The organism is Winogradskya humida (assembly GCF_016862215.1).
Classification (GTDB): domain Bacteria; phylum Actinomycetota; class Actinomycetes; order Mycobacteriales; family Micromonosporaceae; genus Actinoplanes; species Actinoplanes humidus.
The window spans coordinates 24532-44034 of record NZ_BOMN01000059.1 but is presented as its reverse complement, the minus strand read 5'-3'; the positions used below and the strand labels follow the sequence as shown (position 1 = coordinate 44034).

General features: G+C 69.3%; 19 protein-coding genes. 12 read left to right on the top strand and 7 right to left on the bottom strand.

Going from position 1 to position 19503, the window contains the following annotated elements; all coding sequences use genetic code 11:
* Nucleotides 1-42: 42 nt before the first annotated feature.
* The 4 genes from Ahu01nite_RS23610 to dtd are packed head-to-tail and all read left to right on the top strand — an operon-like array spanning nucleotide 43 to nucleotide 3823.
* The gene (locus Ahu01nite_RS23610) at nucleotides 43-2424 is read left to right on the top strand and encodes a putative bifunctional diguanylate cyclase/phosphodiesterase (RefSeq protein ID WP_239159075.1); all 2382 of its coding nucleotides are present in this window, start codon (nucleotides 43-45) and stop codon (nucleotides 2422-2424) included.
* Nucleotides 2421-2756, top strand: coding sequence for a hypothetical protein (locus tag Ahu01nite_RS23605; protein WP_203838779.1), 336 nt, complete (start codon nucleotides 2421-2423; stop codon nucleotides 2754-2756). Before Ahu01nite_RS23610 ends, Ahu01nite_RS23605 begins: the two co-directional genes overlap by 4 nt.
* A gap of 12 nt (nucleotides 2757-2768) precedes the next feature.
* On the top strand, nucleotides 2769-3404 hold the full coding sequence (locus Ahu01nite_RS23600; protein WP_203838778.1) for a phosphotransferase: 636 nt from the start codon (nucleotides 2769-2771) through the stop codon (nucleotides 3402-3404).
* Nucleotides 3401-3823 carry a D-aminoacyl-tRNA deacylase gene (gene dtd, locus Ahu01nite_RS23595; RefSeq protein WP_203838777.1) on the top strand — a complete coding sequence of 141 codons (423 nt, stop codon included), beginning with the start codon at nucleotides 3401-3403 and terminating at the stop codon, nucleotides 3821-3823. Before Ahu01nite_RS23600 ends, dtd begins: the two co-directional genes overlap by 4 nt.
* Nucleotides 3824-3829: 6 nt before the next feature.
* Here dtd and Ahu01nite_RS23590 read toward each other — a convergent pair whose 3' ends face one another.
* Nucleotides 3830-4615 carry a sporulation protein gene (locus Ahu01nite_RS23590; protein ID WP_203838776.1) on the bottom strand — a complete coding sequence of 262 codons (786 nt, stop codon included), beginning with the start codon at nucleotides 4613-4615 and terminating at the stop codon, nucleotides 3830-3832.
* A 247-nt stretch (nucleotides 4616-4862) separates the two neighbouring features.
* Between Ahu01nite_RS23590 and sigB the strand changes: the two genes are divergently transcribed.
* A complete protein-coding gene (sigB, locus tag Ahu01nite_RS23585) occupies nucleotides 4863-5882 on the top strand; it encodes an RNA polymerase sigma factor SigB (RefSeq protein ID WP_239159074.1) in 1020 nt (339 codons plus the stop codon).
* Nucleotides 5883-6139: 257 nt separating this feature from the next.
* Here the strand turns inward: sigB and Ahu01nite_RS23580 are convergent, their stop codons facing one another.
* Entirely contained in the window at nucleotides 6140-8701 is a 2562-nt protein-coding gene (locus Ahu01nite_RS23580; protein ID WP_239159073.1) for a bifunctional acetate--CoA ligase family protein/GNAT family N-acetyltransferase, read from the bottom strand.
* A 35-nt stretch (nucleotides 8702-8736) separates the two neighbouring features.
* Nucleotides 8737-9921 (bottom strand): acetoin utilization protein AcuC, encoded by a 1185-nt coding sequence (locus tag Ahu01nite_RS23575; RefSeq protein WP_203838775.1) that lies wholly within the window; start codon nucleotides 9919-9921, stop codon nucleotides 8737-8739.
* A 231-nt stretch (nucleotides 9922-10152) separates the two neighbouring features.
* Between Ahu01nite_RS23575 and Ahu01nite_RS23570 the strand changes: the two genes are divergently transcribed.
* The gene (locus Ahu01nite_RS23570) at nucleotides 10153-10854 is read left to right on the top strand and encodes an iron-dependent transcriptional repressor DtxR (RefSeq protein WP_203838774.1); all 702 of its coding nucleotides are present in this window, start codon (nucleotides 10153-10155) and stop codon (nucleotides 10852-10854) included.
* 35 nt (nucleotides 10855-10889) lie between these two features.
* On the opposite strand, the gene Ahu01nite_RS23565 is transcribed toward Ahu01nite_RS23570, so the two are convergent.
* Both Ahu01nite_RS23565 and Ahu01nite_RS23560 read right to left on the bottom strand, forming a co-directional pair.
* Nucleotides 10890-11450, bottom strand: a complete 561-nt coding sequence (locus Ahu01nite_RS23565) for a hypothetical protein (RefSeq protein ID WP_239159072.1) — start codon at nucleotides 11448-11450, stop codon at nucleotides 10890-10892.
* Between the two features lie 65 nt (nucleotides 11451-11515).
* Nucleotides 11516-11752, bottom strand: coding sequence for a C1orf53 family protein (locus Ahu01nite_RS23560; RefSeq protein ID WP_203838772.1), 237 nt, complete (start codon nucleotides 11750-11752; stop codon nucleotides 11516-11518).
* Nucleotides 11753-11822: 70 nt separating this feature from the next.
* Between Ahu01nite_RS23560 and Ahu01nite_RS23555 the strand changes: the two genes are divergently transcribed.
* The 3 genes from Ahu01nite_RS23555 to Ahu01nite_RS23545 all read left to right on the top strand — a co-directional run bounded on the left by Ahu01nite_RS23555 (nucleotide 11823) and on the right by Ahu01nite_RS23545 (nucleotide 13938).
* Nucleotides 11823-12332 carry a hypothetical protein gene (locus Ahu01nite_RS23555; RefSeq protein ID WP_203838771.1) on the top strand — a complete coding sequence of 170 codons (510 nt, stop codon included), beginning with the start codon at nucleotides 11823-11825 and terminating at the stop codon, nucleotides 12330-12332.
* Nucleotides 12329-13249, top strand: coding sequence for an alpha/beta fold hydrolase (locus Ahu01nite_RS23550; RefSeq protein ID WP_203838770.1), 921 nt, complete (start codon nucleotides 12329-12331; stop codon nucleotides 13247-13249). The genes Ahu01nite_RS23555 and Ahu01nite_RS23550 overlap by 4 nt, the downstream gene beginning before the upstream one ends.
* A 254-nt stretch (nucleotides 13250-13503) precedes the next feature.
* Nucleotides 13504-13938: a hypothetical protein gene (locus tag Ahu01nite_RS23545; protein ID WP_203838769.1), complete on the top strand. Its 435-nt coding sequence runs from the start codon at nucleotides 13504-13506 to the stop codon at nucleotides 13936-13938.
* A gap of 136 nt (nucleotides 13939-14074) precedes the next feature.
* On the opposite strand, the gene Ahu01nite_RS23540 is transcribed toward Ahu01nite_RS23545, so the two are convergent.
* A complete protein-coding gene (locus tag Ahu01nite_RS23540) occupies nucleotides 14075-15307 on the bottom strand; it encodes an MFS transporter (RefSeq protein WP_203838768.1) in 1233 nt (410 codons plus the stop codon).
* Between the two features lie 275 nt (nucleotides 15308-15582).
* A complete protein-coding gene (locus tag Ahu01nite_RS23535) occupies nucleotides 15583-17079 on the bottom strand; it encodes a peptide-N4-asparagine amidase (protein WP_203838767.1) in 1497 nt (498 codons plus the stop codon).
* A 94-nt stretch (nucleotides 17080-17173) separates the two neighbouring features.
* On the opposite strand from Ahu01nite_RS23535, the gene Ahu01nite_RS23530 reads away from it, so the two are divergent.
* The 3 genes from Ahu01nite_RS23530 to Ahu01nite_RS23520 all read left to right on the top strand — a co-directional run bounded on the left by Ahu01nite_RS23530 (nucleotide 17174) and on the right by Ahu01nite_RS23520 (nucleotide 19300).
* Nucleotides 17174-17704, top strand: coding sequence for a TIGR03086 family metal-binding protein (locus Ahu01nite_RS23530; protein WP_203838766.1), 531 nt, complete (start codon nucleotides 17174-17176; stop codon nucleotides 17702-17704).
* A gap of 178 nt (nucleotides 17705-17882) precedes the next feature.
* Nucleotides 17883-18614, top strand: coding sequence for a class I SAM-dependent methyltransferase (locus Ahu01nite_RS23525; protein WP_203838765.1), 732 nt, complete (start codon nucleotides 17883-17885; stop codon nucleotides 18612-18614).
* Nucleotides 18611-19300 (top strand): SDR family NAD(P)-dependent oxidoreductase, encoded by a 690-nt coding sequence (locus Ahu01nite_RS23520; RefSeq protein ID WP_203838764.1) that lies wholly within the window; start codon nucleotides 18611-18613, stop codon nucleotides 19298-19300. Before Ahu01nite_RS23525 ends, Ahu01nite_RS23520 begins: the two co-directional genes overlap by 4 nt.
* The last annotated feature ends 203 nt before the right edge of the window (nucleotides 19301-19503 follow it).

Below are 19503 nucleotides of genomic sequence, written 5' to 3'. Positions count from 1 at the left end.
GAAAACGTCAGGTCGGTGGCCGGGATACCGATCGTCAATTCTGTGACGGGTGCATCGGTACGGCGGCGGCGATGGTTCGGTCTGGCCGTCGTGCTGCTCGTGCTGATGGCCGGGGGTTCGGGCACGGCGCTGGCGACGGTTCTCGTGCACCGGGCCGAGGAGCACAACGCGACGCAGGCCATGGACAACTACACCACCCTGGTGTGCCGATCGGTTCTCGACGAGGTGCAGACGTACAGCGATGCGATCGAGGACGTCGCCGGTGGGATCAACGCCCAGAACGACTTCAACCAGGAAGATTTCAGTACGATCACCGCTGGGTTGAGCCCCGTCCGGCTCCCCGGCGCCAGCTATGTCGGCCTCGTCGTGCCCGCCACGGTGGACGAGGTGCCCGCGGCGCAGAGCTACTGGCGGGCGCGGGGTGCCGAGGGGCTGGTCCTGAAGCCGCAGACGGCCGTCGACGAGCACAACTTCATCATCTTCAGCCATTCCTTCGACGGCATGCCCACCCATCCGGGTCTCGACATGACGCTCTCCGCGGCGGCCGTGGACGCGATGACCACCGCCCGGCGCAGTGGGGAGGTCGCGATCAGTCAGGCGTACGTGCTGATCAGGGATCGTGGTCTGCCCAAGGCACAGCAGCAGATGTCCTTCCTGATCACGATGCCGATCTATGCCAAGGGTGGCAACGGCCTGAAGGGCCAGCTGCGCGGCTGGGTCGTCATGGGTGTGCACCTGAACGACTTCGTACGGCTCAGCATCGCCGCCCAGGCGCAGAACGCGGTCAGCGCGGACCTCGCCGAGCGGGTGGCCGGGCAGGACATCCCGATCGTGCGGGTCGGCGAGGCGGATGCCCGGTCCGACCTGGCCCGGCGGCGCACCCTGTTCGTCGGGCAGCGCGAGTGGCGGCTCACGATCCACCCCACCGAGCGGCTTCTCAGCACGTCGGACCGGCGGATGGACAGCATCGCGTTCGCGGTCGGGTCCGTCGTCACCCTGCTCATGGCGGCCCTGGTGGCCGTCCTGGTCACCGGCAGGAACCGCGCCATGACCCGGGTCGAGGAGGCCACCTCGGCGCTGCGCAGCGACATCCGGCAGCGGCAGGAGGTCGAGCGGCAACTGCGCGAGCGGGAGGACGAGCTGCAGCGCCTCGCCCTGCACGACCCGCTCACCGGGCTGGCCAACCGGACGGCGCTGGAGGCCAGGCTGGGTGCGGCGCTGGGCCACGACGACCGGATCGGCCTGCTGCTCATCGATCTCAACGGCTTCAAACCCATCAACGATGTGTACGGGCACGACTCCGGCGATCTCGTGCTCACGGAGTTCAGCAGGTTGCTGCGCGACGCCGTACGCACCGACGACGTGGTCGCCCGGATCGGCGGTGACGAGTTCGTGGTGCTGCTGTCCGACGTACCCGACGAGCCCCACGCCATGGTCGTCGCCCAGCGCATCCTGGCCTCGGCCGCGGCCACCCCCGTACGCGTCGGCGAGGACACCCTCCCGATCCGCGCGAGCATCGGCGTGACGATCGCCCGCCCCGGGGACACCGCCAAGGAGCTGCAGCGCCGCGCCGACGTGGCGATGTACCACGCCAAGCGCACCGGTTCTCACAACGCGGCGGTGCACGACCCGTCGATGATCGACCGCCGGGCCGCGGACGCCGCGCTGGGTGACGACATCTCCGTCGCCCTGGAACGCGGTGAGCTCTTCGCCGTCTATCAGCCGATCGTGGACCTCGACGACGGCACGCCGGTCGGGGCGGAGACGCTGCTGCGCTGGCAGCACCCCCGGCACGGCCTGGTGCCGCCCGACCGGTTCATCCCGCTGGCCGAGCGCAACGGGTCCATCGCCGCGATCGGGTTGTGGGTGCTCGAGCAGGCGTGCCGGCAGGCGTGCGATTGGGACGTCCGGTACGTGAGCGTCAACATGTCGCCACGTCAGCTGCAGGAGCCGGCGATCGTGCACGACGTGCTGGCGGTCCTCCGGCGTACCGGGCTGGCCCCGTCGCGGCTGGTGCTGGAGGTGACCGAGTCCGTGATCGTGGACGAGGCCGCGGGCATTCCGGCGTTGCGGGAGCTCCGGTCGTACGGAATCCGGATTGCGATTGATGATTTTGGCACTGGTTATTCGTCCTTGCACTATCTGACCCGGATGCCCGTGGACATCCTGAAGATCGACCGCAGCTTCGTGAACGAGCTGAACGGCACGGCGGAGGGCGCGGCGGTGACCGAGGCGGTGCTGCGGCTGAGCCAGGCGCTGCACCTCACCACGATCGCCGAGGGCATCGAAACCCCTGCCCAGGCCAAGGAGCTGCGGGCGCTCGGCTGCGACACCGGACAGGGATATCTGTACGCGCGCCCGAGCGCCGCCGCCGAGCTGGAGGGGTTTGCCGTGCCCAGCGAGGGGCAACCAATCCTGCCATGAGCGACATCAACGAAATCGGCCACGGCGCGTACGGCGAGGGTGTCCTCGACGAGCCCACGACCTACCGCCCCGAGAAGGGCGACCCCGACCCGGGCCTGTCGAGCACGTACGCGGCGGGCACCGACCCGGAGGAGCTCGTGAACGGCGGCCCGCGCCCCGAGCACGGCATCATGACGACGACCGGGGGCAACGCCGGCCCCAACAGCTTCCGGCCCAAGGCCCGCCACGGCCAGGGCATCGCCCCGACCACGACCGGCGACGCCACCACGGGTTCCATGGATTCCCCGACCGACGGCGCCACGAGCGACGCGACGAGCAGCGCGGTCGACTGATAGCTTCGCCGGGTGACCGGCCGCCTGCTCGCCTCCGGCCGTGAGGCCGACGTCTTCGAGATCGACGGCACCAGGGTGCTCCGCCGCTACCGGCGCGACGCCGACGTGACTGCCGAGGCCGAGGCGATGCGTTATGTCGGCGCTCTGGACTATCCGGTGCCCGAGGTCCACAGCGCCTCGGGCATCGACATGGTCCTGGAACGCCTCGACGGTCCTACGATGGCCACCTCGGGCCTGCCTCCCGCCGAGTGCGCCAGCATCCTCGCCGACCTGCACCGGCGCCTGCACGAGTTGCCGCCGTGGCCGGATGCCCCGGCCGGCACCAGCATCGTGCACCTCGACCTGCATCCGGAGAACGTGCTGATGACCGCACGTGGGCCGGTGGTGATCGACTGGTGCAATGTCCGCGCGGACGACCCTGATCTCGACACCGCGATGACCGCGCTGATCCTCGCGGAAGTCTCGCTCTGGGACCACCCGATGAGCGCCCTGGCCCGCGCGACCCTCGACGAATTCCTGGCGATCGCGCCCGGCGACCCGCGCCGGCTGGTCGCCGACGTGGCCGCCCAGCGCCGAGGTCAGACCGTCACGCTGACGCCCGACGAGCTCGAGGTCGTCGACAGAGCGGTTTCTCTGGTGCGCGGATGAGGGCCGTCATCCAGACCGTCAGCGAAGCATCCGTCACGGTCGACGACGAGGTGATCGGCAAGATCACGGACGGCCTGCTGGTGCTGGTCGGCATCACGCACACCGACACCGCCGCGGTCGCCGTCGAGCTGGCCCGCAAGGTGCACGAGATGCGCATTCTCGACGGGTCCCGCTCCGCCTCGGAGACCGGTGCGCCGCTGCTGGTGGTCAGCCAATTCACTCTCTACGGCGATGCTCGCAAGGGCCGCCGCCCGTCATGGTCCGCAGCAGCAGCGGCGCCGGTGGCCGAGCCGCTGGTCACCGCGTTTGTCGACGCGCTGCGGGCACGCGGTGCGCACGTCGAGACAGGGCGGTTCCAGGCCCACATGCTCGTGTCGAGCATCAACGTGGGCCCGCAAACCGTCATCCTCGACCTCTAGGGCCTTTTAGAAGAAGCCGCGGCGCTGGGCCGACTGCTGCAGCCAGTTGTTCAGCTGCGAGGTCCAGTCGACCTGATCGACGCTCTGATAGTCGACGTCGAAGCGGCCGAAGGCGTCGTGCCCCTCGGTGAAGACCCCGCCGCGCTTGTCTATCTCCAGCACCACCTGCAGCTGGTACGGCGTGGGGATGAACGTCACCTCGAGCTGGTTGATGCCGCCCGCGTACTGCGACGGCGGGTGGAACTCGATCTCCTGGTAGAACGGCAGCTGCTGCTCCACGCCGTAGACCCGGCCGCGCTCGACGTCGGCCCGGCTGAACCGGAACCCCAGCCGCAGGAACGCGTCGAGGATCCGTTCCTGGGCCGGCAGCGGGTGCACCGCCACGGCGTCCAGGTCACCCTTGTCGACCGCCCGGGCGACTTCGAGCTCCGTACGCAGACCCATCGTCATACCGTGCAGATGCTGCCCGTACACCTCGGTGATGGGTGTTTCCCAAGGCACCTCGAAGCGGAACGGAACGTCGTAGCGCGCCCCCGCGTCGAGCTTGAAGGAACCCGTCAGACGCTGGCGGTGGAATTCCTGATCGGTGTTGTACTCACTGTCGCCGCTCTCCACCTCGACCCGGGTCAGCAGCCCCACCGAGACGTATTCGACGTCGACGGCGTGCTCACCACCGATGACGTGGACCTGGCCCTCCAGGAATCCGCCGGGACGGCAGTTGGGGTTTGTCAGCACCGTCTCGACCGACGGGCCGCCCACGCCCATTGCCTGCATCAAACGCTTGAAAACCACCGGACCTCCTTGTTCTCTTCGCAGATTATCGGGGACGAGCAAGGTAATCGTAATTGCCGAGATTCCGGAAATGTCCAGCTGATCCGGACGCTTTGTCGGGTCGGCGACCTCAGGGTTCTCCCTGATTCATGCCACGTGGAGGCTTGCCTCACCTCCGCTTAACGCCCTCAGGTCCAAACTTTTGATCACCGGACGCGGAAAGCGGCTGGGAACGCACGTCATCGGTCAACGCGGGGAGGGGACTGAAATGGCGGTCCTGGAGATGAAGGCTTCGGAGTCCACGGCGGCAGTCGCTGTTGAGACCAGCATTGCCGACGGTGTCGAGCCGCAGCAGGTCGACCTCGACGCCACCGACGAGCGCGGCGTCTCCGCGGACCTGGTGCGGGCATACCTGAACGGCATCGGACGAACCCGGCTGCTCACCGCGGTCGAGGAGGTGGAGCTCTCCAAGCGCATCGAGGCCGGCCTCTACGCCGAGGAGAAGCTCCCCACGGCGGGCGACGACCTCGCCCCCCTGTTCACCATCATCATGGCCGAGGGGCGCGCCGCCAAGAACCACCTGCTCGAGGCCAACCTCCGGCTCGTGGTCAGCATCGCGAAGCGCTACACGGGACGCGGCATGGCGTTCCTGGACCTCATCCAGGAAGGCAACCTCGGCCTCATCCGCGCCGTCGAGAAGTTCGACTACACCAAGGGCTACAAGTTCTCCACGTACGCCACCTGGTGGATCCGCCAGGCCATCACCCGCGCCATGGCCGACCAGGCCCGCACCATCCGCATCCCGGTCCACATGGTCGAGCAGGTCAACCGCATGGTCCGGGCCCGCCGCGACCTCGCCACCTCGCTGGGCCGCGAGCCCAACGTCGCCGAGATCGCCAAGGCCATGGGCGTCCCCGAGTTCCAGATCATCGAGCTCATCTCCTACGACCGCGAGCCCGTCAGCCTCGACCAGGCCGTCGGCGAAGACGGCGAAAGCGCCCTCGGCGACTTCGTAGCCGCCGTCGACCCCAACGCCGAGCCCGGCGCCACGGTCAGCCGAGGCGAGCTCCGCAACGAGGTCGAAATCGTCCTCGCCACCCTCTCCGAGCGCGAATCCGCGGTCATCCGCCTCCGCTTCGGCCTCGACGACGGCCGCCAGCGCACCCTCGACGAGGTCGGCCGCGAATTCGGCCTCAGCCGCGAACGCATCCGCCAGATCGAAAAGGTCACGATGTCCAAGCTCCGCGACCCCCAGCGCGCCTCCCGCCTCGAGGCCTACGCCAGCTGACGCCCCAGATCCCAGAAGACCGGTCGCGGTTCGCGACCGGTCTTTTGCATGCCCGCTGCTGCAATGAACGCCTATATGACCCGCCGCACTGGCCCTTTCGGAGCAGCACCGGTCGCGGCATGCGGCCTCGGCGCAACCCCTCCCGACCATCGCGGTCACGCGCGGCGCAAACTTCTCGGGCCGGCGCGGTCACGCGCTGCGCAATCTCCTCGGGCCGGCGCGGCCACGCGCCGCGCAATCTTCTCGGGCCGACGCGGTTACGCGCTGCGCAATCTCCGGGGGCCGGTGTCGAGGCGGGTGCCGGGCTCACCGACCTCTATCGAGGCGTGCAGGATCGCGTAGCCGTCGGGCCGGGCCAGCACCGGGTTGAGCGACAACGCCCGCACCCGCGGATGCTCATCGGCGAGCCGCCCGACCCGCAGCAGCAGGTCGATCAACGCCTCCCGATCCACCGGCTGAGACCCTCGATATCCATGCAGCAGCGGCGCCGCCCGGGGCTCGTCGACCAGAGCCGCCGCGGCCCGGTCGGTGAGCGGGGCCGCGCGCCAGGCCCGGTCGCCGAGCAGTTCGCTGGCCACCCCGCCGAGCCCGAACCCGACCACCGGCCCGAACGCCGGGTCCTCCACGAGGTCGATCGTGCAGGCGACTCCCGGCGCGACCATCGACTGCACCAGCACGTGCGGCCCGAACGCGGCGGCCAGCTCACGGTAGGCGACCCGGACGTCGTCCTCGTCGGCCAGTGCGAGCCGCACCGCACCGAGGTCGATGCGGTGCCGCAGCGCACCCCCGGCCGCTTTTAACGCGACCGGATAGCCGAGGGCGGCGGCCGCTGCGATCGCTTCCGCCACGTCGTTGGCCGAGGTCGAGGGCTCAACCCGGATTCCGTACGCGGAGAGCAGCTCGGCCGGCGGCCCCAGGATCTCGGCAGCGTCCTGGTCCACGCCGGACAGCGCGGGCATGACCCCGGGCGGCCGGCGCAACCATTCGGCGTACGTGGCGACGCGCCCCAGAGCCCGCACAGCCTCCTCGACCGACGGGTACGACGGCACCTTGGACGGCAACTGCCCGAGCAGGAACATGGCGACGGTCGGCTTCTCCCCCGCGAGCGCGACGCTGCTGAGGGCGGCGACGAAGTCAGCGTCCTCGTCGGGCAACTGCCCTGGTAGCGGGGGTGCGAAGACCACCACGAGGGCGTCCACCCGCTCGTCGACCGCGGCGTCGGCCAGCGCGTCGGCGAAGTCGTGGGCGCTCGCCTCGGGGCTGACGTCATGCGGGTATCCCTCGCCGACGACCAGCCCGTTGGCCCGGCACGCGGCGACGGCCAGCCCCGACAGAGCCGACGAATTGCCGACCACCCCGACCCGCCGCCCGGCCGGCAACGGTTGATGCGCGAGCAGAATGCCGACGTCGAACAGCTCCGCGACCGTGTCGACGCGAATGACCCCGGACCGCGCGAACAGGGCGGTGACCGCGTTGGTGTCGGGACCGGGCAGGTCACCGGCGAGCCCCGGCGGCCGGGTGGCCGACGCAACGGCGACAACGGGCTTGACGCGGCTCATCCGGCGGGCGAGCCGGGCGAACTTCCGCGGGTTGCCGAACGTCTCCAGGTAGAGCAGGACGGCGTCGGTGCCCGGATCGTCCTGCCAGTACTGCAGGAGGTCGTTGCCGGAGACGTCGGCCCTGTTACCGGCGGAGACGAAGCTCGACAGCCCCAGACCACGGCTCTCCGCCTCGGCCAGCAACGCCACACCCAGCGCCCCGGACTGGCTGAAGAACCCGACGCGCCCGGCGGCCGGCAAGCGCGGTGCCAGCGTGGCGTTCAGGCGTACCGAAGGATCGGTGTTGGCCACCCCCAGGCAGTTGGGGCCGACCACCCGGAGCCCCGCCGACCGCGCCGCGTCGATCAGCGCCCGCTGGGCGAGCGCACCCTCCACCCCCGCCTCGGCGAACCCGGCGGAGACAACAACAAGACCACCCGCTCCGGCCAGGGCCGCGTCGGCAACAGCATCCGCAACCCCATCGGGGGGTACGGCGATGAGCGCCACATCAACCGCAACGCCCGCGTCGACAGCCGACCGGAACGCGGGCAGCCCCGCCACCCGCTCAGCACTGCGATGCACCGGAACGACCTCACCGGTGAACCCGCCGTCACGCAGGTGGGCCAGCATCGCGGCCCCGATCCCCTGCCCGCTCGCGCTCGCGCCGTAGACGGCGACCCCCCGCGGATGCAGCAGCCTGGCGATCGAGCGCGCCTCGGTGCGCTGCTCGCGGCTGTCCTGCACCTCCCGCGACTTCTCGGTGGGCGCGATCGGGAAGCTGAGGTGCACCACCCCGTCGGCGTACTTGCGCTGCACCTGGTAGCCGAAGTCGCTGAAGACCCGCAGCATCCCGCTGTTCTGCGGGAGCACCTCGGCCACGAACCGCAGAATCCCGTTCTCCTGGGCCGCATCGGCGAGATGCTCGAGCAGAACGGACCCGATCCCCCGCCCCTGATGCGCGTCCTCCACCACAAAAGCGACCTCGGCCTCGGGCGAATCAGGGCCCAACCGCTCATAACGCCCGACCGCCATGATCTGGCGCCCGGAAACAATCACGAACGCCTCCCGATCGCGATGGTCGACGTTGACAAACCGCTCCAGATCCCGCTCCGGAATGCGTGGATAAGGGGAGAAATAGCGTAGATAACGCGTGCGGTCACTCATCCGGGAGTGAAATTCGACGATGGCCGCCGCATCTCCGGGAGTAATAGGCCGCAAATGCACGGCACTGCCGTCGGAGAGAAGCACATCGGCTTCCCGCTTACCCACCACCACAACCACCGCCTCCCACTCCCAGCCGGACGAAGACCCTTTTGTCAGTCTCGACCGTCGTGCGGATCGAGCCCGAACAACGGGAAAACCTCCATGCGTGTAGCCAGAATCGCCTTGTCGACCGGGTCCGGGGTCGTGCCCGGCTGCCAGCGCTCGACCGGGGGCGGCGTCCCGTCGGTCAGGGTCTCCGGCACCACGCTCCCCGGTCTGCGCTGGGCGGCCAGCTTCCGCCACGTCGGCGGGGTCGGCGTCAGCGGGTCGAGCGGGTCACCGGTGGCCACGGCGAGCAGGTGGGTCCAGGCCCGGGGCACCACCTCGACCAGCGCGTACCCACCGCCGCCAGTGGCCACCCACTTCCCGTCGCACAACTCGTCGGCCAGCTCTCGCAGCGCGATGTAGGCCGCGCGTTGCCCGTCGACCGACAGCCGCAGGTCGGCGAGGGGGTCGAGGCGGTGGCTATCCGCGCCGCACTGGGTGAACAGGAGCTGAGGCTGGAAGGCTCGCACCACCGAGGGCACGATCGCGTGGAAAGCGCGGAGCCAGCCGGCATCGCTGGTAGCGGGCGGGAGGGCGATGTTGACCGCCGTGCCCTCGGCCCCGGGGCCGCCGGTCTCGTCGGGGTAGCCCGTGCCGGGGAACAGCGTCAGGGGCGACTCGTGCAGGCTGATCGTGAGGACGCGGGGATCGTCGTAGAAGGCCGCCTGCACACCGTCGCCGTGGTGCACGTCGATGTCGACGTAGGCGATGCGCTCGGCACCCTGGTCGAGCAGGCGCGCGATCGCCACCGCCGGGTCGTTGTAGACGCAGAATCCCGAAGCGCGGGCAGCCATCGCGTGATGAAGGCCACCTGCCACGTTCACCGCCCGGGTCGCGGCGCCCGACCAGACCGCTTCGGCCGCCGCGATGGTCGCCCCGCAGATCCACGCCGAGGCCTCGTGCATGTGATCGAAGACGGGGTTGTCCGGGGTGTTGAGACCCCAGCCGCGGAAGAACGGGTCGCGGGGCGCGAGCCGGACCGCCTCCAGGTAATCGGGCCGGTGGATGCGGGTGAGCGCGGCGTCGTCGGCCGGCACCGGTGTCACCATGCTCACCCCCGGCCGATCGAGCACGCCCAGCTCACGGGCCAGCGCGATGGTCAGCTCCACCCGCACGGGGTTGAGTGGGTGATCACCCATGTCATAGGAGAGGAGTGCCTCGTCCCACACCACTGCTGTCGTCCCGTCCGCCATGTCAGCCACTTAACCACGGGGGTCCGACAGCTTTCCGCCCGGTCGATGCCGCGACCCGGCGACGGCCGCCGCCAGCTGGGACAACACACAAATGCCGCCACTACCACCGCCCGCTCGCACGGTGCATGCCCGTGAACAAGCCGCAGGCACGGTAGGGTTCGGTGACCCACCTCGTCGGCGCGAAGTCAACCCCCGGCTGCGAGGTAATATCGCTGTCGGGAGGGCCGCACCGTGAATGATCTCGTCGATACCACCGAGATGTACCTGCGCACGATCCTCGAGCTTGAGGAAGAGGGTGTGCCGCCGCTGCGCGCGCGCATCGCCGAGCGGCTGCATCAGAGCGGTCCGACGGTCAGCCAGACGGTTGCCCGGATGGAACGCGACGGCCTGCTGACCGTGGAGAACGACCGGCACCTGGTGCTCACCGAGGACGGGCGCGTCGCCGCGGTCGCCGTGATGCGCAAGCACCGCCTCGCCGAGCTGCTCCTGGTCAACGTCATCGGCATGCCCTACGAGGAGGCCCACGAGGAGGCCTGCCGCTGGGAGCACGTCATGAGCGACTCGGTGGAGAAGAAGGTCTACGAGCTGCTGAATCGTCCGACGCGCTCACCGTACGGTAATCCGATCCCCGGTCTTGAGGTTCTGGGCACGCCCGGCGACGGACCGCTGGAGAGCGTCACGGCCGGGCTCAATGGCGGCAGTGAGCGCAACCTGGCGTTCCCCGGCCTGAGTGGCAGCGTGGTCGTGCGCCGCATCTGCGAGAGCGTCCAGACCAACGCCGGTGTGCTGCGTCAGCTGCACGCCGCCGGCATCGACCCCGGCGCCACCGTGACGGTCGCCCAGGAGCGCGACGGCGTCACGATCGACCGTTCCGGCGACAAGATCCGCCTCCCGCGCGAGGTGGCTTCCCGCGTCTTCGTCGACGCGCACTGACCTGCGACAGCCCGCGGTGACGACGTCGCCGCGGGCTAGTCTTTCGCGGTGTCCAGGGCCTTGGCCAGGTTGAGCAGCTTGCCCTGCAGCGCCTTCACGTCGGCGGTCTTGGCGCTCTTGGCGAAGGTGTAGCGCAGCGTCTGCAACTGCCCGGCCTCACTCAGCCACGAGATCTCCACCACCGGTCCGTGAGCGCCGCTCGCCTTGGTGACGAGGCGATAGCCCGCCTTGCCCAGGCCCTTCATCTTGGTGGCCTTCGCCGGCATCAGCTCCCCGGTGAAGAGATCGGCATCGGCCTTGGTGCTTTTCACCACCGAAAGCACGAGGTACGGCCATTCGCTGCTGGTCATCTGCACCACGCACGTGGAGGTGTCGTCCACCTCATCGGAGGCGGCAGCCGTGAACGCGACGCCGATCTCCTTCTTGATGAGCGCGTAGTCCCAGAGAGCGCAGACGCCACCGGCCGAGGCCGCGGGCAGCTGGACGACTTTCACCGGCGGCAGCTTCGTCGTCGCAGCCTCAACCTTTTTCTCCGTGCAACCCGCCAGGGAAAGCAGCACCGCCAGGGCACCGAGGGCGAAGAGACGCGTGCGCACCGGAATCCTCCCGATCATTTCGGGGCACACCGTACTGGCCGACGGGCCGTCGGCGGAAGTCCAACTCAGGCACCATCAAAATACGGACAGTGACGACATCCCCGGCCACAGCAGGTCCCACGCTTCGCGAGAAACGCCGCGGTCAACACGAAGAGTCCCGAACCAGGGTCGAGATAGCCCGCCTGACCGGCACCGAGCGCGTCATCATGGGCGGCGAGCACCTCGCCCCGGCGCGGATGATCAAGAGCCAACCGGCTGTGGTGCGGCTCCGAAAGCGGGCGTGAGGCCAATTCATCCACCATCCCAACGTACGCCCACCGCGCGGCACACGACTACTTGGCAGCCACCGTCAAGTAGTGCCAGGATGGACGGGTGACCGACGACGCGCTCGTCGAGCAGATCGTCAGACTGCTCGACATCCGGCTGCTCGACCCGCTCGAGATCCTCCTCGACGGCGACGATGCCGTGAACGCGCTGCGCACACTCGTCCGCCTGCGAGCCGGCCGCTGGGCCGACTCGATGCAGCAGGGCGATGAGCAGTCCGCCGCAATGGCAGCGATGCGCCTCGTCATGACGCTCTATCCCAGCGACAGGGCCTTCAACCCGCCCATCGACTGGTGGTATTCACCGCTCGGCCGTGTGGTCGCCGAGCGCGTCGGCCACCCCTCAGCCGAGTCGGTCTCCTACGCGGTCGCCGGCGCCATGCTCGGCATCAGCCGCCAGGGTGTGCACGATCTCGTCCGCCGGGGCAAACTCCCCCGCCACCCCGACGGCGGCGTACCGTCCGCCGCCGTCCGCCACCGCCTGCAGCACACCCACCGTCCCGTTCTCCCAGAGCCCGTTCACCCAGAGCCCGTTCACACAGAGGAAGACCCATCGTGATCAACGATCGCCTCGTCGACGCGGGAGACCTGCCCATCGCCGTCCGGGACTTCGGCGGCGACCAGCCGCCCCTGCTCCTGCTCCACGGCGCCGGCGGCAACCTCGCCCAACTCACCACCCTGGCCCGCGCCCTGCGCCCCCACCACCGCGTGATCGCCCTCGACCTGCGCGGCCACGGCCGCTCCGGCGACGCCCCCTGGACCTGGAAGGCCGGCCTGGGCGACCTCGCCGCAGTCACGGTCCAGATGGAGCTCGACCGCCCCGCCGTGGTCGGCCACTCCCTCGGCGGCATACTCGCCACCCTCTGGGGCCAGCGCCACCCCGAAACCCCCGGCGTGATCAACCTCGACGGCAACCCACCCCCGGCCAGCCCCGCTCACCTCCCCGGCCTCGACCCGGAGAAGGCCGCCACCGAGCTCGCCCGCCTGGAAGCACTCTTCGACTCCATGGAGCTCACCATGGGTCAGCCCTTCCCCACCACAGACCTCCCCGCCCTGGTCGAAGCCCAACGAGCCGCCGCCCGCGAAGCCGGCGCCAACGAAAAACTCTGGCTCGAAGCCTTCCGCCGCAACATCGTCACCAAAGCCGACGAAACCACCATCCGCCCCACCCCCGAAACCGCCGGCACCCTCCGAACCCTCATGAAAGACCTGGACCTCACCGACGCCTACGCAACCACCCCGGCCCCCACCCTCACCATCCTGGCCACCCGCAACCTCCCGGCCCAAGAACCCTTCGCCGACCTCTACACCGCCCACCGCACCTACCTCCTCAACCAAGCCACCCAAGCAGCCAAAACCAACCCCCGCATGCACTACCTCCCGCTGGAAAACGCCTCCCACGCCATGGTCCTCGAACACCCAGAAGCCCTGGCCACAGCAATCACCAACTTCCTCCACGGCGAATCCCCCGCCTAACCACCACCGCGCGCCCCACCCCGACCAGGCGCCGGCCCAGCCGGGATCGGCCAACCGGCGGCAGACCTAGCCAGGCGCCAACCCATCGTCGAACGCCGCCCACAGCAGGGTGATCCCTCCCGCAGCCCGCCGAGCAGCCCCCGAGTGCCGACCCCAGCCAGGGCGCCAGTTCATCCAAGTGCCGACCCACCCGGGCGCCATTCCGAACCGGCTGGATCCGACCCTGCCTGCGCCGACAGGCTGGGCCAGGCTCGATGGCCAAGGTCCGCGACCTGGTCCGGGCACGGGTTCGGGTCCGGGTCCGCGTGCGAGTGCGGGTGCGGGTCCGGGTCCGGGTCCGGGTCCGCGTTCAGGTCCGGGTCCGGGTCCGCGTTCAGGTCCGGGTCCGCGTTCAGGTCCGGGTCCGGGTCCGCGTGCGAGTGCGGGTGCGGGTCCGCGTTCAGGTCCGGGTCCGCGTCCGGGTCCGCGTCCGCGTTCAGGTCCGGGTCCGCGTCCGGGTTCAGGTCCGGGTCCGCGTTCAGGTCCGGGTCCGCGTTCAGGTCCGGGTCCGCGTTCAGGTCCGGGTCCGCGTTCAGGTCCGGGTCCGCGTCCGGGTCCGGGTCCGCGTCCGGGTCCGGGTCCGGGTCCGGGTCCGCGTCCGGGTCCGGGTCCGCGTCCGGGTCCGGGTCCGCGTTCAGGTCCGGATTTGAATCCGGTCCAGGCCGAACACCGATCCGGCTTTTGCTGGAGCGGTGGTGTCCGAACCAGGTGAGCCCGCCCGAATCGGGTCAACCTCCGACGGACAAACCTCTATAGCGACCAGCCAGGGCGGACACCAGCAGCAGCTCAGCCGGCGGCGTTACCGTCCGAGTCGTGCGGCGGGCCGGCCGGAGTGGTTCGGGTTACTGCGGCGGGCAAGGGACGGGCTGCTCCCGAGCCGATCAGGCCCAGCCCGATGGCGACGACGACCAGGAGCAGTGCCCGCAGGATGCCGAAGTGTTCCGCGAGAAGGCCGATCAGCGGCGGCCCAGCCAGGAACGCCCCGTAGCCGATCGAGCCCGCGACGGACACCCGGATCGCCGCGCGGAGGGGATCATCGGCGGCTGCGCTCATGCCGATGGGAAACCCGAGGGAAGCGCCGGCGCCCCAGAGCAGCGCGCCGACGAGGACCACGGGGATCGGCAGGCCGGAGATCGCCAGGAGCAGGCCGAGCAGGGCGGAGATCGCCGTCACCCGTAAGGCTGTTACCCGGCCCCAGCGTTCGATTGCCGTGCCGCCGAAGAGGCGGCCGAGGGTCATGGCGGTGACGAAGAAACCGAAGCCGATGGCCCCTACCGTCTCTGTCGCGTGATAACCGTCGACGAGGCTGATGGCCAGCCAGTCGTTGGCGGCGCCTTCGGTGAAGCCGAAGCCGAGCATGATGACGCCGATGAGCAGGGTCCGGGGTTCGCGCCAGGCGTCGCGGACGCGGCCGCCGGGGTGGTTGCCCGCGGGGGTGGGTTCGGCCGGGAGGAACCAGCGGACCGTGAAGAGCATGACCGTTGCTGCCAGGAGAGCGGTGGCGCAGACCTGTGTGGTCACTGAGATTCCCAGGTACGCAGCCAGCGCGCTCAAGCCCGCCCCGCCGACTGTGCCCAGGCTGAAAGCTGCGTGGAAGCGGGGCATCAGGGTTCGGGCGAGACGGCGTTCGACGGTGGCGCCTTCGACGTTCATGGCTACGTCCCAGAGGCTGTTGCCCGCGCCGAGGAGGACGAGGCCGGCGCCGGCGATCGGGACTGAGCCGAGGGCGGTGCCGGTGCCCAGAATGAGCAGGCCGAGGACGACCGACATGCTGCTGGTGAGGACCGTGCGGGCCGCGCCGAAGCGTTGGACGAGCGGGCCGGCCAGGGGGATCGCCAGGACTGCCGCTCCCGAGAGGCAGAGCAGGAGCAGTCCGAGGCCGGCCGGGGACAGGCCCAGATCGTTGCGTACGGCGGGGGCGCGGGCCAGCCAGCCCGCGAACGCGATCCCGTTGGTGGCGAACGTGACCGCGACGGCGATCTTCGCAGCCTGGACGTGCGAGTCGCGCCGGTCGATCACGTCTCAACCTAGCAAGCCGCAGAGGCAGAAACGCGAGCAAGCCGCAAGGCAGAAACGCCAGCAAGCCGCAGAGCGGAAACGCCAGCAAGCCGCAGGGCAGAAACGCCAGCGAGCCGCAGAGGGAAGACGCGTAAGCAAGCCGTATAGGGAGAGCACGCCAGCAAGCCGCATGGAAAGAGCACGTCGGCAAGCCGCAAGGAGAGAAAACGCGGACAAGCCCGCCCGGGAGAGAAAGCAATCCCGAGCGGGCCGGAGTAGAAACGCCGATAAAAGCGTCAGTGACGGTCGGCGGTGATCGTGCCGTTCACCGCCGTGATGGTGTGGTCGTAGTCGGGTCCGGGCTGCCACAGGCGGTAGCGCTCGGTGGAGGTGCCGGTGGCGTGGCGCTGGTCGCGGGGGACGTTGAGGAGCCAGGAGGCGGTGCCCTCGTAGGTGTCGAGGAGGCGGGTGGCGGGGGTTGTCGCTGCGTCGGTGAGCGAGATCGTGGTGGTCAGGCGGTCGTTCTCATCGATGGTGATCGCGCCGCTCAGGGCGTACTGACGGCTGGTTGTTGTGGTGGACGGCCTGGAGCGGCCCGCTTTGATGGTGGTGCTGGTGGTGTCGGTCCAGATCGCGCGGAGCGCATCGTTGGTTTCGTCGGCGTTCCAGGTGTGCGTGCTGGTGTTCGCGACCGTGCGGCCGACCGTCGTGGTGACGCGGCCGTGTGAGGTGTTGAGGTAACCACTGACTGTGAGCGAATGGCCACCGGTGGTCTTCAGGGTGGGTTCGGTGTAGACCGAGGTGTTGCGCAGCGGCGACGACGTGCTGCTCAGCAGGCCGCCGGTGACCTGCGTGGCGTGTTTGTCCCGCCAGGCGAGCAGCGCCGTCGGGACGTCCCACCCGGACTGGCCTTCGGGTACACCGACCACGTCCACCTTGATGTCGTGCGCTTTACCGTCGGTGAGCAGACCGGCGAAAGGTGTCAGGTCATAGCGGATGGGCTGGATGTCGAATGCGCGGGGCGCCGGCAGGACGTACCAGAGGAACGGGTTTGACCATCCACCGGTGTAGATGTGCGGATACGGTGCGGCAATGCCCGCCAGCCGGCCGTCGATGGTGATCTGAACTTCGCGATACGGGCCGTTGTCCGCGGGGCAGGAGTACGGGATCCCGTCCGGAACGGTCTGATACCAGAATTCCTCGCAACCACCACCGGACCCCGTCGCATACACGTCGGCGAACAGCTTTTCGGTGTTGCGGGGAATGGCCTGGCTGATCGGGAGCACATCCGGCCGGTCACCGGACGCACCCCGATAGAAAGTCAGCTTCACCGTCACGTCGAGCACGCCCGTGTAGGTGCCGTCGACGACGTTCCCGATGAGCATTTCGATCGGTTGCGGCTTGGCGAGCAGCGACGCGTACTGCGTGATGTCCTTCTCCACCGACCAGGTGATTCCGTCCGGCGAAGGCTCGGGAGTCGAGGTCTTGAAGATGGTCACCCCGCCGACCGTCAGATAGCCGAGGCGGTCATATTGCCGCCCCGCGACCGCACCATCCAGGCGCAGCACCACTTTCTGCCAGGGCCCGGCACAAGACGGAGAATAATTCGACCGGTACGGCGTGAAGTCCCGGAATTCGGTATCCACAATCGTCGTCGAGCAGCTGGGGGCATGCGGGGCGGTCACGGGCGGGGCCGCCGTCACGGGGTCGTCCCAGTCGCTGCCGAACTCGGCGGGCGGGGTGGGACCGCTGATCAGGGTGAGCACCGCGGCGGCGGCTGCGAGAATCTGCACCCATCCAGCATCGCAAATATTGACCGATAGCGTGTTTCGATCTTGTCAAACCGGTCCCACACCTGAGCACCGAAGCGGCCTATGGTCAGTAGTCATGTCAGCACATGAGCTCGTCACGCCGGCCCTGGAACCCACAATCGCGGTGGTCAAGGCCGTCCGCCCCGACCAGCTCGACCTCCCCACCCCGTGCGGCAATTTCACCGTACGCCAATTACTGGACCACATGGCCGGCACCGCCACCTGGCTGTCCTCAGCCGCCGGGGTGACATCCGAGCCCCCGGAAAGCCTCGAGGACCGCTACGCCATCCTGGGCACCGTCTACTCCGACCCCAAGTCGTGGGAGGGCGAAATCTCCATGGGCAATGCCCCGATGCCGGCCCCGATGGTCGGCGGCATGGCCATCGGCGAAGTCGTCGTCCACGGCTGGGACGTAGCCACGGCGACCGGTCAGCACCCACAATGGGCGCCCGGGGTGCTCGACTTCCTCCTCGAAGACGTCGCGAAAACCGCCGAACTCGGCCGCCAGATGGAGGCCTACGGCAAAGAAATCCCCATCCCCGCCGACGCCCCACCCCTCGACCGCATCCTCGGCCTCACCGGCCGCGACCCCGCTTGGACCGCATAGAGGCTGAGGGGGCTCCGCAACCGTGGGGCCCCTCAGGCGCCTCCCGCCCAGTATCAGCACCAGGTCGAAACCATCAGTGCCGTAGGCAGCGTGGGCGAGACCGGCGAAAGACTTCGATCGATGTGAACCGGTGCACTACCTCTTGCCTGCCGCGCGGTCGGCCAGGTTGGGTCGGCGCATGGCACTTATCGCGTACGACAGAGTGGACACAGCGGCGTTCGAGGAGACCCGTCACCTGCGGGACGATGACCTCGCTACCTGGCGCGCCGCGATCGGGCGGCACTTCGAGCCCCGACCCGGGGTGCGCCTGCTCGACCTCGGGTGCGGCACCGGCAGCTGGGCGCGGGCATTCCGCACCTGGTGGCCCGGCATCGCCGTCCTGGCCGTCGAGCCTTCGGCAGCGATGCGTGAGCGGTCGATGTTTCAACCGGTCTCCGCCGGTGCCGCCGACGACATCCCGTTCCCGGATGCGAGTCTCGACGGGGTCTGGCTCTCCACCGTGATTCATCACGTTCCCGACCTGGAAGCCGCCGCCCGCGAGATCCGGCGGGTACTGAAGCCGGGCGCGCCGGTGCTGATCCGCTCCGCGTTCGCCGGCCGGCACGAAGCGATCAACCTGTTCCGATGGTTCCCGGAAGCCGTCGCCGTGCTGGACCGCTACCCGAGCATCCCCGACGTCGAGGCGGCGTTCGCCACCGCCGGCTTCACGGCAACCGGCTGCGAACCGGTCCCACAAGTGACCGCCCCCTCCGTGGCCGATGCCGCCGCCGGCCTGCAGCGCGATGCGCATACGCCCCTGCAGTTGATCAGCGATCAAGCCTATGCCGCGGGTGTAGCCCGTCTTCAGGAGGCCGCACGAACCGAGTCCGGCCCGGTCGTCGACGCCCTCGACCTGCTCGTACTCCGGTGACCACCCGGTTGGCAGTGGTCACCGGCAGCAGCCGAGGGCTCGGTGCGGCCCTGACCAGATATCTCGCCGATCAGAGTTGGAACGTCGTGGCCTGTGTCCGTACAGAGTCCGCAGCAGTGTCGATCAAGCGGGCCGGCGTTGAACCTGTTCTGCAGGACGTCCGGGATCCGGTGAGCGAGGCCCTTCTGGCGGTTGTCCACGGACGGCCGGTCGACGCGCTGATCAACAATGCCGGCATCGGAGCGTCGGCCTGCCCACTCGAGGACTGCGACCCGCAGACGATCCTGGACGCCGTCGATGTCAATGTCGCGGGCCCGATGCGTCTCACCCAGGCCCTGCTACCGATGCTCCTGGCCGCGCCCGCGCCGCTGATCATCAACGTGTCGTCCCGGCTCGGCTCGCTGGCTGCGCAGGCCGCAGGCGACTTCGCCGTCCGACGGACCAGCTACGCGTACCGCATCTCCAAGGCTGCTCAGAACATGCTGACAATCGCCCTCGCCCAGGAACTCGCCGGTCGCGTACGGTGCTGGGCTGTCCATCCGGGCAGCCTCACCACTGCCATGGGAGCGGGCGACGCGGACACGTCGCCCCGCGAGGCTGCCATCCGGCTCGGTCAACTCCTGGACAGCTCCGACACCACCTCGCCGCGCTATCTCTCCTTGGAGGGCAATGACCTCCGCTGGTGAGTCTCCTCACCGATCCCCCGGCTCATCCGCCGCTGGACGCTGGGCACGAGGCGCGGCTGGCATCGTGGTGCCTTGACGGGGCGTGGCACGGGCTCGGGTCCTGCTCCGGACAGGTGCCGGGGTCTCGCGGACCCCGGTCGAGTCCACGTCGTGTACCAACGGAAAGTCCCCCGGACCGCGACAGGTCCGGGGGACTTCCCGAT